Source organism: Pandoraea commovens, assembly GCF_024704525.1.
Taxonomy (GTDB): Bacteria; Pseudomonadota; Gammaproteobacteria; order Burkholderiales; family Burkholderiaceae; genus Pandoraea; species Pandoraea commovens.
Map to the genome: position 1 here is coordinate 4184524 of NZ_CP102780.1, position 15129 is coordinate 4199652.

General features: G+C 63.0%; 13 protein-coding genes and 1 riboswitch. Of the genes, 3 read left to right on the plus strand and 10 right to left on the minus strand.

The window, feature by feature from the left end:
* Positions 1-39 precede the first annotated feature (39 nt).
* Both NTU39_RS18825 and NTU39_RS18830 read right to left on the minus strand, forming a co-directional pair.
* Entirely contained in the window at positions 40-921 is an 882-nt protein-coding gene (locus NTU39_RS18825; RefSeq protein WP_150666088.1) for an NAD(P)-dependent oxidoreductase, read from the minus strand.
* Between the two features lie 133 nt (positions 922-1054).
* Positions 1055-1963: a VOC family protein gene (locus NTU39_RS18830; RefSeq protein ID WP_257958281.1), complete on the minus strand. Its 909-nt coding sequence runs from the start codon at positions 1961-1963 to the stop codon at positions 1055-1057.
* Positions 1964-2136: 173 nt separating this feature from the next.
* Here NTU39_RS18830 and NTU39_RS18835 point away from each other — a divergent pair, with 173 nt between their 5' ends.
* Positions 2137-3075: a LysR family transcriptional regulator gene (locus NTU39_RS18835; protein WP_257958282.1), complete on the plus strand. Its 939-nt coding sequence runs from the start codon at positions 2137-2139 to the stop codon at positions 3073-3075.
* 585 nt (positions 3076-3660) lie between these two features.
* On the plus strand, positions 3661-4725 hold the full coding sequence (locus NTU39_RS18840) for a porin (RefSeq protein ID WP_150666085.1): 1065 nt from the start codon (positions 3661-3663) through the stop codon (positions 4723-4725).
* Between the two features lie 112 nt (positions 4726-4837).
* On the opposite strand, the gene NTU39_RS18845 is transcribed toward NTU39_RS18840, so the two are convergent.
* The 5 genes from NTU39_RS18845 to NTU39_RS18865 all read right to left on the minus strand — a co-directional run bounded on the left by NTU39_RS18845 (position 4838) and on the right by NTU39_RS18865 (position 10449).
* Positions 4838-5896, minus strand: coding sequence for an autotransporter outer membrane beta-barrel domain-containing protein (locus NTU39_RS18845; RefSeq protein WP_257958283.1), 1059 nt, complete (start codon positions 5894-5896; stop codon positions 4838-4840).
* On the minus strand, positions 5778-6944 hold the full coding sequence (locus NTU39_RS18850; RefSeq protein WP_257958284.1) for a hypothetical protein: 1167 nt from the start codon (positions 6942-6944) through the stop codon (positions 5778-5780). The genes NTU39_RS18845 and NTU39_RS18850 overlap by 119 nt, the downstream gene beginning before the upstream one ends.
* Positions 6945-7453: 509 nt before the next feature.
* Positions 7454-7936, minus strand: a complete 483-nt coding sequence (gene nrdR / locus NTU39_RS18855) for a transcriptional regulator NrdR (RefSeq protein ID WP_257958285.1) — start codon at positions 7934-7936, stop codon at positions 7454-7456.
* 17 nt (positions 7937-7953) lie between these two features.
* Positions 7954-9201 carry a serine hydroxymethyltransferase gene (gene glyA, locus NTU39_RS18860; protein ID WP_150666082.1) on the minus strand — a complete coding sequence of 416 codons (1248 nt, stop codon included), beginning with the start codon at positions 9199-9201 and terminating at the stop codon, positions 7954-7956.
* Between the two features lie 98 nt (positions 9202-9299).
* Positions 9300-9407, minus strand: a riboswitch (ZMP/ZTP riboswitch).
* A 31-nt stretch (positions 9408-9438) separates the two neighbouring features.
* A complete protein-coding gene (locus NTU39_RS18865; protein ID WP_257960106.1) occupies positions 9439-10449 on the minus strand; it encodes a zinc-dependent alcohol dehydrogenase family protein in 1011 nt (336 codons plus the stop codon).
* Positions 10450-10578: 129 nt separating this feature from the next.
* On the opposite strand from NTU39_RS18865, the gene NTU39_RS18870 reads away from it, so the two are divergent.
* Entirely contained in the window at positions 10579-11511 is a 933-nt protein-coding gene (locus NTU39_RS18870; protein ID WP_150666081.1) for a LysR family transcriptional regulator, read from the plus strand.
* A 49-nt stretch (positions 11512-11560) separates the two neighbouring features.
* Here NTU39_RS18870 and NTU39_RS18875 read toward each other — a convergent pair whose 3' ends face one another.
* From NTU39_RS18875 to boxA, 3 genes are all read right to left on the minus strand, one after another.
* On the minus strand, positions 11561-12892 hold the full coding sequence (locus tag NTU39_RS18875; RefSeq protein WP_150666080.1) for a hypothetical protein: 1332 nt from the start codon (positions 12890-12892) through the stop codon (positions 11561-11563).
* A gap of 230 nt (positions 12893-13122) precedes the next feature.
* Positions 13123-13704: a DJ-1/PfpI family protein gene (locus NTU39_RS18880; protein ID WP_150666079.1), complete on the minus strand. Its 582-nt coding sequence runs from the start codon at positions 13702-13704 to the stop codon at positions 13123-13125.
* Between the two features lie 156 nt (positions 13705-13860).
* Positions 13861-15126, minus strand: coding sequence for a benzoyl-CoA 2,3-epoxidase subunit BoxA (gene boxA / locus NTU39_RS18885; protein ID WP_150666078.1), 1266 nt, complete (start codon positions 15124-15126; stop codon positions 13861-13863).
* Positions 15127-15129 lie beyond the last annotated feature (3 nt).

Sequence of the window (15129 nt, forward strand, 5' to 3'; positions counted from 1 at the left end):
AGAGGTACGTCGTAAAGCATCGATGCAGGTGCGCGGCGCTCAGGCGCGGCCCGGCTCGATGAATTGCACGATGCGGTTGAAGTCCTCGTCGTCGCCCACGGTCGCGGCGCTCGCGGCCCACAGGCGTCCGACTTCCGCCGACAGCGGGCCCGTGGCGAGCGTGCCCGTCTGCTCGGCCAGCGCCATGGCCAGACGCACGTCCTTGCGCATGAGCTTCATCGTGAAGCCGGAGTCGAAGGCGTCGTTCAGGATCCACGTCGGATAGTTGGTTTGCGTGATGCCACTGCGGCCCGACCCAGCGTTCAGGCCTTCGAGCACTTGCTCCGGGGCAACGCCAGCAGCTTTCGCCAGACGCATCGCTTCACCGGCCACCACGAGGTGGGCGGCGCACATCAGGTTGTTGATCAGTTTGGTCACGTGACCGGCACCCACGTCACCGATGTGCACGCGCTTGGCCGACATGGCGGCGAGCACCGGCTCGATGCGGGCGACGTCTTCGGCCGAGCCGCCCAGCACCATCGTGAGTGCGCCGTTCAGCGCGCCCTTCGGGCCACCGGAGACCGGCGCGTCGACCAGGGCAATGCCTTTTTCGCGCAGCGTCACGGCCAGCGCGCGGGTGCTTTCCGGATCGGCCGTCGACGTGTCGACCACGACCAGACCTTCACGCCCGTTCGCGGCGATGCCGTCCGCGCCGTTCACCACGGCCTCGACGACTTGCGACGTCGGCAGCGACAGCACGAGGGCGTCGGCTTCGCGAGCCAGTTCGGCGACCGACGCGCGCAGACCGATACCGGCCTGCGCCAGCGCGGCACCGGCGGCCGGCGACGGATCGAACCCAAGCACCGTGAAACCGCCGCGCTGCAACGACAGCGCCATGCCGCGTCCCATATTGCCCAGTCCGACCACTCCGATGATTTTCATGTTGACTCCAATTTGACTGCGAAGATGACGCCGCCCCCACGGGCGACGCCGCGTTGCTCGACACCGCCCGTGACATCCGGTCGGTGAGTAAATTCAGGGGATCGTTATGTGTTGATGCGTTTTGCGGCGGGCGCTAGTGATTGACGAACTCCAGCACCACATTGCCCGCGAATTCGGGCTCCACTACCAGTCCATGCTCGTTATAGCCATAGGGCACGCCGTTCTCCCGCCACAACGCCTCGACGTGCGCCAGATCCGGCGTGAGCAGCGTGATCGCCACGGCGTGCGTGCGTAAGCCCTGCGCCATCGGCAGGCCCACGGCGGCATAACGCGCTTCGGCGCGCTGCGGCGACATCGCCCGCAAGTGCCCGCACCCCGTGTCGGCCACTGCGCCGCCGTCGTACAAATCGACGTGGCGTGCACCGTACATGCGCTGCCAGCGTGTGGCGAGCGTGCGCAACGACACCGTGTCGGGCGTCACGTACGTAATACCGACGATGCCGGTGACACCGTTCGCGTGGTTCTGCCACTCGGGCACCCAGATCAGCTCGGGGCGATGCTGGTGGCAGATGAAATTGGAAGCGTCACCGAGCGCGTCGTCGATGAACAGGCCCAGCGCCACCACGGCCTCGTCGGGCGCGCCATCGGGTTTGCGCATCGCGCGGCGAAAATCGATGATGCCCTGCGTCTCCAGCCCGGCCTGCGTGAGGCGGGTATGGTCGGCGCGAGCGTCCTTACTGTGCAGTGCAACCAGGGAGACGCCCTCTTCGCGGGCGAGGAAGCTGCCGAGATAGCGTCCGAAGCAGAAGTCGCCAACGGCGTTCGTGCCGAACTTGCTCGCGTCGTCCACGCCGATCAGTTCGATGAAGTTGTCGCCGAACATCATCAGCGACGTGACCGTGCCCCACGGGTGATACGAGACCGGCGACGGGGCAAATCCCATGCGCTCGTAATGCGCCAGCCGCCGCGGATGGTCATGGACCGTCACCAGCGGATGATCGATGCCGAATCGCGAATTGCGCGGTGGAATCGTCAGGCTCATCGGGTGCCTCCGAGGGGTGAGTGGCGCGGAATCGGACCGCCGACACCGGGCCTCGCCTGGGTTCGTTGCACGGCGTCGGGGCCGATCCGCATGCTTCGCAGTGTGGATTGAAAAAAAATGACGCTCAATGACAACGCTTGAACATTTTTGTTCTAATTATTAGTCTTTAGGGCATGACACCCGCCATCAACGAAAGCCGTCTGTCGTATCTGTTCGAAGCCGTCCAGTGCGGCACGGTGCGCGCCGCCGCCGACAGACTCGACATCGCCCCGTCCGCCGTCAGCCGCCAGATCGCCTTGCTGGAGGCCGAATTGGCGCTACCGCTCATCGAACGTCACAAGCGCGGGGTCCACCTGACGCAGGCTGGCCGTTTGCTCATGGAGTACTACCGCGAGCAGCGCGCGCACCAGGAGGACTTGCTCGCCAAGCTTCAGGAAGTGCGCGGACTGCGGCGCGGCCATATCCGGCTGGCCGTCGGCGAGGGCTTCGTCAGCGATCTGATGGGGGCGCCGCTGCAATTCTTCTGCAAGCGCTATCCCGACATCACCCTCACGCTCGATCTCGCAGGGACGAACGAAGTGATGCGGCTCGTGGCGGAAGACGATGCGGACATCGGACTCGTCTACAACCCGCCCGCCGAGCCCAAGATCGTCTCTCGCGCCCAGTTGGCGCAACCGGTGCATGCGATCGTCGCCCCCGGCTCGCCCCTGATCGCGAAGGCGGACAAGCTCGGCACGCTCACGCTCGACGCGCTCTACGATGCGCCGCTCGCGCTCATGCACGGCGCCTACGGCACGCGTCAACTGATGGAACTGGCCGAGCAGTCGGAGAAGCACCGGCTCGTGCCAACGGTCACGACCAACTCGATTTCTGTGCTCAAGCACTTCGTGCGGGCCGGTCTCGGCGCAACGTTCTTGCCGACCTTTGCCGTCTCGCAGGAAATCGACGCTGGCGTGTTGCGCGCCCTGCCCATCGACCATCCGATTCTCAACAGTGCCGAGGCGCATCTGATTACGCGCGCCGGGCGACGCTTGTCCGGTGCCGCCAACCGCTTGCTCACGCACCTCGCCAGCAAGATGGAAGCCTTTGGTGCGCCGGACCGACGTGCCTGAGCCGCAGACCAAAACGGATGACTGAAACGTCCCCACGGGACTTTTCGCCAAAGGAATATCACGCCGGGCGCTTTCTGGTTGTTGGCGCGCAACAGTCGAAAAACTAAGCCTTTCCCTTATGTTGCATCAGGAGGAATTCGGATATAAAGAAGCCAATCAGGCGAAGGTGCGTTTGTATCGCGTCGAGAAATCGTACGTAATGCGAACTTAATCGACCCACAAGCTGGATCGTTACGCCCCTTCCCGCCACGCACTCCGGTCGCATGGCAGCGCGCGCATCGCGCTGTCGCCGACCCAACGCCAGTGGACTGCCATGACGACGATCTCTGAAAGCCAGAGCGTGACGTTCGAAGTGTCCGAAATGGATATGCAGAACGTGCAGGCATCACTCGCAACCGGCCGCGTTCCCCCACGCGGCGCCCGTTGCCCAGGCGACCCCGCTTGCCGATTTCTCGTCACTCGTAACGAAATTTCAGGCTTTTCCGCCGATGTCTGTGCACGCCCCCGCGCGGGCGTGTCGCGACGACGACGGGCATAACCACGCAAAAGAAGGTGCGGGGCAAAACGCAACCTGGGGAGCAGATCATGAAGAAGAAGCTCATTGCAGCAAGCCTGCTTTGCGGCATCGGTACGTTTGCGCACGCGCAATCGAGCGTGCAACTCTATGGCCGCGTCGACGGCGGCTTTCAGTTCATGAATAACTTGCAGGACGGCAACGGCGGCACCACCTCGCGTTTCAGCGCACAGGGCGGCGACTACGGCACGAGCCTGTTCGGCCTGCGCGGCTACGAAGATCTCGGACAGGGATTGCATGCGGTATTCAATCTGGAAGGCGGCTTCCAGTTGATGAACGGCTACAACAACAACGGCTCGGGTTCGATCTTCGATCGCCGTGCCCTGGTCGGCTTCAACTCCCGCTCGTGGGGCCAGTTGACGCTCGGACGCAACCTGTTCATCAGCAACGGTGTCTGGGACTTCGATCCGTTCCAGCAGCAGGCCTTCTCGTCGGCGTCGCTGGTACGCGGACGTAACTGGCCGCAGGCGAGCAATACCGTCAATTATCAAAGCCCGAACTGGCGCGGGTTCGACATTGCCGGTCAGTACGCCTTCTCCAACATCGCCGGGCAGTTCAACAACGGCCGTGGCATGGGCGCACAGCTGACGTACACGCACGACCGGTTCCAGTTGCGCGCGTTGTATGACGAAATTCGCGACACCAACGGACGCTTCACCGACATATTCGCTACCTCGCGGGAATATTTCGCCGGTGCGAATATCTTCCTGAACCGCTTCACTATCTCGCTGGGCTACACGCACATGTCAGCGCCGGACGCACCCGCCCCCAACTTCGCCACACGCGCCGACCACTACTGGGCCGGGGTGAAGTATCAGGCGACGGCAGCTTGGGCCGCGAACGCGGCGGTCTATCACGTCAACGTGGCAGGCGGCTTCGGGCACGCCACGATGGCCGAACTGGGCACCACTTACAACCTCTCGAAACGTACCTTCCTGTACGGCACGATCGCGTACGTGATGAACAGCTCGGGCCAGAGCTTCTCGGTAGCGGCAATTCCGAGCGACTCGCTGGACAATCCGCCTGCGGGCAAGAATCAGATGGGTGCCTACATCGGGGTGTCGCACTCGTTCTGACGACATCGACGCACCACAGAAATAGCAAACCGCCCGGCGTTGACCGGGCGGTTTGCTTTTGGGGGCCTCCTTGTTGCGACACGCGCTGTGGCGCCTGTCGTTGGCGTTCACGTCAGAACATGTACTTCGCCGTTACGCCACCCGCGATGGCCTTCTCCCCCGAGCGCAGGCTCAGATTGCCGCCGACATGGACGTTGAGTTGCCGGGTGACGCGCACGTCTGCGCCCAGATCGGCGGTGAAGATATCGCGGCCGAGCTTGACACCCTTTACAGTGAACGCACGCGGTGCACCATAAATGGCGTTCGTAAGGCTGCTTTGCGTATCGCCGAACTCGTGTTCGTACGCCAGCCTTAATGACGGAATCACGCTGCCGCCGCTCGTATTCACCAACTCGCGCCACAGACGCACGCCGAGAATGGCCCGTCGCGAGTTGCTGATCTGCGACCCGACGTGCAGGCCGTTGTTGCCCTGTCCGGCGTCGCGATCCGTTTCGTCGTAGCCGTTCAGACGCGTCGAGGCGATCCGCATGCCGATAAACGGGTCGACGTTCATACCGCCGGCAAGCACACGCTGACCGACTTCGCCGAACAGCCCGAGCGTGCGGCCACTGGTCTTGCCGGACACACGTGCAGACACATCGCGCGCGGCCACGGTGCGCTCGGTCGTCACGTTATGGTTGGTGAAGAAGAGGCCGCCGTTGGCGAACCAGCGTGCGTCGCTCAGATACGAGCCGTACAGGCCGACGCTGGCGCTTCTGATGCTGGCGTCCCCTGGCAGATCGTCGGCGCGGGACGTCCGGCTGCCCAACCCGAACGCGACACCCACGAGCGCGTTCTGATTGAGGCGTTTGTCGACACCAAAGGCGCCGTCGATGCCCGAGATCGAGAAGCTCTGTTCGCCGTCACTTCGATTCGCGCCCGCGCCCTTGAACGAGCCCCAGACCGACACGCCGTTCTGGCCCGCGCGCTGCCCGTTGGTTGCATTGCAGTCGGGCAGCGAGCCGCCCGCGAGCATACGCGTCTGCATGCTGCTGCGAAAGGCGTCTGACGCGTTATGAGCAGCATCCGCATTGTTCACAAGCGATTCGCCCGAGAGCATGCGCGCCGCACGACGCTGCTCGGCGGAGCCTGCGGGAAGCAGCACCAACTGCCCGAGGACTGCACCGCCCACCCGGCCCTCGATGATGTCGTTGACCGGCCCACAACGTCACGTCCTTCGCATGCGACGAGACGCCGATGCCACCGTCGGCAAAGTGCAGCGTGCCTCCCTTGCCGACCGTGACGCCGAGTCGGCCTTCGCCCCCTATCTTCCGGTGAACATTCAGCGTACCGCCGTCGACCCGCACATCGTGGTCCGCTGACCCGCGCGCGTGGAGCGTGCCCACGTCGCGCACGCCGCCCGTTCCTCCGATCGCATCCGACTCCTCTCCCGAGCGACGGGTGAATTCAAGAATGCTGTCCTTGCCAAGCGCATTGTGGGTGTCGGTCGTCGCGTCCGCCCCCATGAAATTCGTCAGATGTCTGTCGCTCCACGTCAGCGCCCCCCCAAGCGTCGCTACGTTCGACGTGGTGACGCGGAGCTGACGGGTATTGGTGAGTCCATTGAGCTCGACCTCGGACGTCACACCTTGCACGCGGTCGCGTTTCGTCCCCAGCAGACGCGCTTCGCGCTTGAGCGCCTCCAACGCCTGTTCACTGTCGGCGAGAAAACGAGCATGCTTTGCGACCTCCGTTTCCAGTGCCTTTTGCGCACGATCGATGTCGTCTTGCCGACCACCCCCTGCTGCGGCAGCGGCTTCTTCGAGCTTTTCCTTAAGCGCCGACAGTGCAAGCTTTTGCTTACGACCCGCATCGGTAAGCAGCGCATCTTCGATCTTTAGATCATCGGCAATGGAGGACGCCAGATGCTTGAAAGATTTCTCCCTATCCTCGTTCCCCACAGCATCGGCAACAACCTTATTTACCAAAGACAATTGAATATCGATTCCATCGGCAAAACGTGATGTAATTCTCGCCCTATCGATATCCCCCCTTAAACCTCCGATTGCACTCGCAATTTCCGAAATTCGATCATTGCGATTAATTTCCCATTGTGCAAGCTGCTGTGGCACCGCTTGCGCTTGAACGTAGACGGGCAACACGGCGGTCACCACCGCTGCAACTGCCACACAAATCTTCGTCTGACGCAGGACATTCGACTTCGGATGATTCCTTTGCATTCGATAAATCTCTTATTTCAATTCACATCAAATAGCGAATTAACTCGCTATCGCCAAAACGGCGACACGCCTGCCACCATCAAGGTTGTGAATTCTAGAGACGAACTATCGAAATCCTGTCAACTCGGATAATTTTTAGTACTTACCCTATAATTCAATCAGAATTTTCATTTGGGATCATTCTTATAATAATCATTTAAATATCTTCAGAGTCATCCCAAAACAATGTTTATTCCGCTTCTTATTTCCCCAAAAGCGTCGATGCGTACAGCGCCCGCGCAACAGCGTGACAGCACCTTTCAGCCGCGTCCCATGCGTGAATTTCGGGTAGTTCCACGTCGAGGATGTCGGTCATCAACGTATGAGGATGCCGTGCGGATGCCCATAAAAAAACCCGTCGCGCCCTTTCAGGCTCGACGGGTTTTTCGTCATTCATTCGACCGGCGAGGGCTTTCCCCACCTAGGTCTGTCCGGCAGTCTTAAACGCTGGCAGCGTATGCCTCCCGTGCTCAGGTCACCGGCTTGCGCTTGGGCTTGACGTCCGGACTGTCGATTTCCTCAAGGACATCGCGGAACTCTGCGATGTCTTCGAAGCTTCGATACACCGACGCGAAGCGGATGTACGCAATCTTGTCCAACCGCTTCAACTCGCGCATCACGAGTTCGCCGATGCGCTGGCTGATCACTTCACGCTCGGCACCGGCCAGCAGCTTGTACTCGATGCGCGCAATCGCGGCATCCATCGCTTCGGCACTGACAGGGCGCTTGCGAATCGCCAACTGCATACTGGCGCGCACTTTCGCGCGGTCGTACTCGGCGCGACTGCCGTCTTTCTTGACGACGACCGGCATAGCGAGTTCGACGCGCTCGTAAGTCGTGAAGCGCTTGTCACACGACGGGCATTTCCGACGCCGCCGGATGGCGGCGCCGTCTTCCGCTTCACGCGAGTCGATGACCTGCGTGTCGTCGTGCCGGCAGAACGGGCAGCGCATGCGTGCGACGCCGTGGCTTAGCCGTAGACCGGGAAACGCTTGGTCAACTCAGCCACTTGTGCGCGCACGCGGGCCAGGTTTTCAGCGTCTTCCGGGTTGTCCAGCACGTCGGCGATCAGGTTGCCGACCTTTTCTGCTTCGGCTTCCTTGAAACCACGCGTGGTCATCGCCGGCGAGCCCAGACGGACACCGCTCGTCACGAACGGCTTTTCCGGATCGTTCGGAATCGCGTTCTTGTTGACGGTGATGTGCGCTTCGCCCAGCGCGGCTTCGGCAGCCTTACCTGTGATGTTCTTGGCGCGCAGGTCGACCAGCATCACGTGCGATTCGGTACGGCCCGACACGATACGCAGACCGCGCTTGACCAGCGTCTCGGCCATCACGCGTGCGTTCTTCGCGACTTGCTGTTGGTATTCCTTGAATTCCGGCGATGCGGCTTCCTTGAACGCGACGGCCTTACCGGCGATCACGTGCATGAGCGGACCACCCTGAATGCCCGGGAAGATGGCCGAGTTGATCGACTTCTCGAACTCCGCCTTCATGAGGATCACGCCACCGCGCGGGCCGCGCAGGCTCTTGTGCGTGGTCGTGGTGACGAAGTCGGCGTGCGGCACCGGGTTCGGGTACACACCCGCGGCGATCAGACCGGCGTAGTGCGCCATGTCGACCATGAAATAAGCGCCGACCGACTTGGCGATCTTGGCCATGCGCTCGAAATCGATCTTCAGCGCGAAGGCCGAGGCGCCTGCCACGATCATCTTCGGCTTGTGTTGTTGCGCCAGCTTCTCGGCGGCGTCGTAATCGATGTCTTCGGCTTCGTTCAGGCCGTAGCTCACGACGTTGAACCACTTGCCCGACATGTTGACCGGCGAACCGTGCGTGAGGTGACCGCCGTGCGCGAGGCTCATGCCCATGATCGTGTCGCCCGGCTTGAGCATGGCGAAGTACACGCCCTGGTTAGCCTGCGAGCCCGAGTTCGGCTGCACGTTGGCGGCTTCTGCGCCGAACAGTGCCTTCACACGGTCGATCGCCAGTTGTTCGACGACGTCGACATACTCGCAACCGCCGTAATAGCGCTTGCCCGGATAACCTTCCGCATACTTGTTGGTCAGCTGCGAACCCTGCGCTTCCATCACGGCCGGGCTGGTGTAGTTTTCCGACGCGATCAGTTCGATGTGATCTTCCTGACGCTGGTTTTCTTTCTGAATCGCTGCCCAGACGTCGGGATCGACGGAGGCAACGGTAGATTTCGATTTGTCGAACATGGCGGTTCCGTTGAGTTGAACAGATTTTCCGGGAGGGGATGCTGCGGCGCGTCTTCCTTTGTGCTTCGGAAGACGATAGACAGGGCAGCACCAACCATCACGGCTGCCCAGGCGAACGGCAAATAAGACCCCGGCGCTTCCCGGTGGGTTGCTCCACCTCGGGCACACAAGGGTGTGGGCCCTAATCGCCAGTCACGCGGGGTTTGTGGCGTCGATAGTTTATGCGAGCTTGGGACGTTAGGCAACTGACCCGGAGACACGCACCACCACCTTGCCGAACGCCCCGCGGCGCAGGTGAGACAGCGCCTGCGCGGCGTCGGCAAAGTCGTAGACGGCGTCCACCACCGGCGTAATGCCGTGGCGGTCGATCATCGCACTGAGCGCCTCCAGCCCCTGCCGGTGCCCCACCCCGATGCCCTGCACATGCGCCCGCTTGAGCAGCACCGGATAGACCGGGATTTGCAGGAAATCCCCGCCCAGCGTGCCGATCACCGAGACTTTGCCGTTGGGCGCGAGCGCCGACATCGTCTCGCGCATGTCGCCGCCAGCCAGTTCCAGCACCTGCTCGACGCCCCGCCCCTCGGTCAGTCGACGGACCTCGTCCGCCCAACCTTCCCGACGTTGGACCCCGTGCGTCACCCCCAGCGCCGCCGCGCGGGCCAGCTTTTCCTCGCTGCCGCTCACGACGATGGCCTTTGCCCCGCGTGCAAGCGCCAGTTGCGCGCCAAACAATGCCACACCGCCCGTGCCGATGGACAGCACCGTCTCGCCAGGCGCGAGCTTGCGGCCAGTCCCGAACAGCGCAAACCACGCGGTCAGCCCGGCACACGTCAACGTCGACGCGGCCACATCGTCAAGCGTGGACGGCGCGCGCACCAGCGCCGCCTGGTCAAATACCGCGTACTCCCGAAGCACACCCTGTAAGGTGCCACCGAAGATCTGCAAACCGGCCGGTGCCAGTTCCCCCTCGTCCCAGCGATCCCAGAACGTGTTGATAACGCGCTCGCCCACGCTCACCCGCGTCACGCCATCGCCCACGGCCACCACTTCCCCTGCCATGTCCGAACCGGGCACGAACGGAAATGTCACCGGCAATCCCATGCCGGTGTCGATCATGAGGGCGTCGCGATAGTTGAGCGACACTGCGTTGACCTTCACTAGCACCTGGCCCGGCCCGGGCGTCGGGACTTCCACGCTCGCCAGTTTGAGCGAGGCTTCGCCCAGCGTCGTCATTTGCCATTGCTGCATCGTTGTCATTGCCAATTTCCTCGTCGACGTTTTCAAAACGGATATCCCAGTGTGCCGGGTGGACAAGGATCAGCTTATTGGAGAATACTTCGCAGCAGTGACGGTAAATTCTCTACTAATTGGCGACTTATGAGAACCAATGAGACCTACACACCCAACCGGCTTTCGGGCATCTCGGCATTCGTCGCGGCGGTCGACGCCGGAAGCTTTGCGGGCGCGGCCGAACGGCTGCACCTCACCCGCTCGGCCGTCGCCAAACGTATCGGTCGACTGGAAACGCGGCTGGGCGTACGTCTGTTCCACCGCACCACCCGCAGCCAGCACCTGACCGGCGAAGGCCAGACGTTCTATCAACGTTGCACGAAGGTGCTGACGGAATTGTCCGAGGCAGAAGACGAACTGAGCGCCGGTTCGCAAACGCCGATGGGCAAGCTGCGCGTAACGATGCCCGTGCACATCGGGCGGCAGTGCATCGCGCCCGTGTTGCTGACGCTGGCGAAGGCGCATCCGCAATTGCGCCTCGAGATGGCGTTCTGCGACAGCCGCATCGATCTGGTGGAGGAAGGCTACGATCTGGCCGTGCGCAGCGGGCGGCTCCACGATACGCCCGGACTCAAAGCGCGTTCGCTGGGCGAGCAGACGATGATGCTGTGCGCGTCCCCTGCTTATCTGGCAACGTACGGCACACCGCAGACGGTTGAAGATCTCGCCGCTCACGAATGTCTGATGTACGGACGTGCGGGCAATCTGTATCGATGGCCCACGCCGATGATGCCCGCCGACGGTCCGCATCGCTCGCCGCGCTTCATCCTCGACGATCTGATCGCGCTCGTGGAAGCCGCCGAACAGGGGCTCGGCATCGCTTGCATGCCACACTGGGTCATCATGCGCGCGATCGACGACGGCACACTGGTGCGCTTGCTGCCGCAGATTCGCGTGCCGGGCACACCGTTGCATCTGGTCTGGCCCGACACGCGTCATCCGTCTCCCAAGCTGCGCGCCGCCATCGATACGCTCGTGAGCGCCGCACCGGCATTGCTGGGGATGCCGTCGGCGACCTGACGGTCAGATGGCGCTCAGACGCCGAAGCGTCTGAGGCCACCGTCGGCGATTAACGCTGCCCCGCACACCGGAACGGCGCCTGCCGAGCATCAATCGCCTTAGCACGCGTGCCATACATGTGCGCCCAGGTTTGCGCGGCCCACGTGCCGCCGAGGCGCTCCACCAAGTGATCGCGTTGCGCCAGCAGCCGGGGCACGAGCGCATCCGGTTCGCAGCACGCGGCCGCAGCGCCGGGTGAAGTACCGCACGCCGCATCTCCGGCCCTCGCCACTGCATGCGCGCTTTGCGCCCACGGCCGAATGTCCTGCGCAGAAATCCGGCCGAGCCGGTAGGCCATTTCGGCCGCCAGTGCACGCACGCCGACCGGGTTCTTCAATTCGTCGTGCACTGTCTTGTTCGACGCCCCGCCCGTGAGTCCCTTCAGACGACGGGCAAAGGGTGCGTAACGATCGCCGTAGGGTTGAGAGACATCCGCTAGCGCGTTAGCCTCAAGCGTGGCGGCGAAATCCGCCGAGTCGAAGTCGAGCGACATCGCATACGGCAGGTCGTTCTTGTCCCGCCAGACGCCGATGTTCTCCATGAAGACGTTGCACATATCCCGGTTGCCGAGCCAGAGCGCGGCGACATAGTGACGCTCGAGCGCACATTGATAGACGTCCGGCAACGCGTGACAAAGCCGATGGCGCATGACATTGCGACGCGCCAGTGCATCGGCATACCCCTTCGCCGCCTCGCCGCTCAGCGCATGGAACGGCGCGCCGTTGGATGCCACCATTCCCGCCATCTGCCGTCCCGCCGCCGTCGCCTCGTCCCTCGCCGATTGCAACCGGGAGATGTCGCGCGCGCCGGGTCCATCGGCACCGGATGCGCCTTCGAAGACACGCCACGCATCGTCACTCTCCAGCCAGTCGCCGAGATCTTGATATCGGGACAGAAACGTCGTTGCCAGATAGACGCGCGCCGGATCGTGCGTCCCATCGAACGCTTGCGAGCACCCGCGCACCAGCACGGCCGTAGGCGTCGCCAGTCCCACTGCGCCGAAGAGTCGCGACGCCAGCCATGCCTGCGCGGCATGCCCCGCGCTCGGGCACGCCTTGACGACGTACTGAGGCATATCCGCGTGCGGTGTGAGCGACATGCGAATGGCCGCACCCGTGCTGCCCAGCGGCATGGCATCGGTCACGCGCGTGGCGTTGGAGAAATCGTAGGGGCCGATGTCCGGCAATGCCGCACCACTGCCGTCGTGCCCGACGACCGCTCCGAAGATGCCCAATGGCCCGGCTTCCGGCAACAAGCTCGCGCGCCCGGCAACGTCGCCGATGAGCTTGTCGTGGCGGTGGTGATCGATGTCACCGTGAACGAGGAAAGTGTTGACCTGCATCGCGACGCTCCCTGGTCGTGGCAGGGGGCCGTGACGTGTGCGGACGCCGGCCTCCCCGGTTGAGACCGGCAATCTTGCTGCGGCGTCGGGCATCCAGCTTTCGAAAATGAGGCAAGATCGGACAAATCCGCCGCGCGTCTGCGGCCACGACCGCAGCGGCGGCGACGTCCGATGGGAGGTTTTGCCTTACAACGCCTTTAGGGCTGCATTACGGCCGCATTACGGCTGCATTACAGCTCGATTTTCGTACCGAGCACGACGAGGAACTGTGCGATCCACGCGGGGTGCGCGGGCCACGCCGGGGCGGTCACGAGTTTGCCGTCGGTATGGGCGTCGTCGATGGCGATCTCCATGTACTTCCCGCCCGCCAGACGCACTTCCGGCGCACACGCCGGATACGCCGAGCATTCACGCCCTTCGATCACACCGGCGGCCGCCAGCAATTGCGCGCCGTGACAGATCGCGGCAATCGGCTTGTCGTTCTCGGCAAAGTGGCGCACGGCGGCGAGCACCTGCTCGTTCAACCGCAGATACTCGGGGGCGCGGCCACCGGGGATCACCAGCGCGTCGAAGTCCGCTGGCGAGAGGCCGTCGAACGTCGCGTTGAGGGTGAAGTCGTGACCGCGTTTCTCGCTGTAGGTCTGATCGCCTTCGAAATCGTGAATCGCGGTGCGCACCTTGTCGCCCGCCTTCTTGCCAGGGCAGACGACTTCCACGCGATGCCCGACGGCCATCAGCGCTTGCACCGGCACCATCAGCTCGTAGTCTTCGACGTAGTCGCCCGCCAACACCAGAATCCGCTTCTTGCCCATGTGACTCTCCGTTCAGAGAAAAAATGGAAGGGAAACAGCCCCTCCATGTTACTCAATTCCGGTGACGTACCTGAGACAGCATCGGGACGAAAAAAAACCGCGTGCCGAAGCACGCGGTATCAAGTCGGCGCAAAACGCCGTCGGTCAATCGATTCGTCAATAAGTTTCCAGATGCAGACGCCCTTCCGTCTTCATCCGCTGCCAGAGCGTCTGCCAATCGAGACCGGCTTCACCGGCGATGGTCTGCAACACCTGGAGCACGCCGTCCTCCATACCTTTCAGCCCGCAGACATAGATGTACGTATGCTCGTGCCGCAGCAGCGCCGCCACATCGGCCGCACGCTCGCGCATCGCATCCTGCACGTAACGCTTGGGGCTTCCCGGCGTGCGCGAGAACGCGAGATTGGTATCGATGAAATCTTTCGGCAGATTGAGCAGCGGACCGAAGTACGGCAACTCGCCTTGCGTGCGCGCACCGAAGAACAGCATCAGCTTGCCGGTCGCGCCCTTCATGCGACGGCGACGGCGGTATTCGGTCATGGCGCGCATCGGAGCCGCGCCCGTGCCGGTGCAGATCATCAGCAGATGCGAGTCGGCGTGGTTCGGCATCAGGAACGTGCTGCCGAACGGCCCCATCACGTTGACCACGTCGCCCTTCTTCAGGTCGCACAGATAGTTCGAGCACACGCCGCCAACGGCCTGCCCCTGATGGTCCTTCGTCACGCGCTTCACCGTGAGCGCCAGGTTGTTGTATCCCGGACGCTCCCCATCGCGCGGCGACGCAATCGAATACTGACGCGCATGGTGTGCACGCCCGTCCGCCGTCGAGCCTGGCGGGATGATGCCGATCGACTGCCCTTCGAGTACCGGGAACGGTTGCTTGCCGAAGTCGAGCACGATGTGATGGATATCGCTCTCGGTACTCGCGTCCGTCACGCGATAGTTGCCGACCACGGTGGCCTGCACCGGGGCCTTGTGGTTATAGAGGTTGACGTAGGGCTTCGCAGCGGACCACGGCGGCACGACCGAGCCGCGCACCAGATCCGAGCCACCGATGACGGGCTCCGACGAATCGGCAGAGGCACCCGACGCACCGCCAGCCGCGCCCTCCGACGCCTCGCCAATCGTGCCTTGTCCGGCGAGCGCGTCGTCCTGCACGGGCAGTTCGTCCCACGTGAGCTGGTCGTCGACAGCGTAGGCCTCGGCTTTGAGCACGTCGCGCCAGTTGTCGATGGCCCCCGTCGGGCACGGCGAGATACACGCCATGCACCCATTGCACGTGTCCGCGCGCACGACGTAGTTGTTCTCGTCATGCGTGATCGCGTCGATCGGACACGTCTCCTCGCAGGTGTTGCAGCGAATGCAGATCTCCGGATCGATCAGATGCTGCTTCAGGACTTCGACCGGAACGGGGCCGTTCATGAT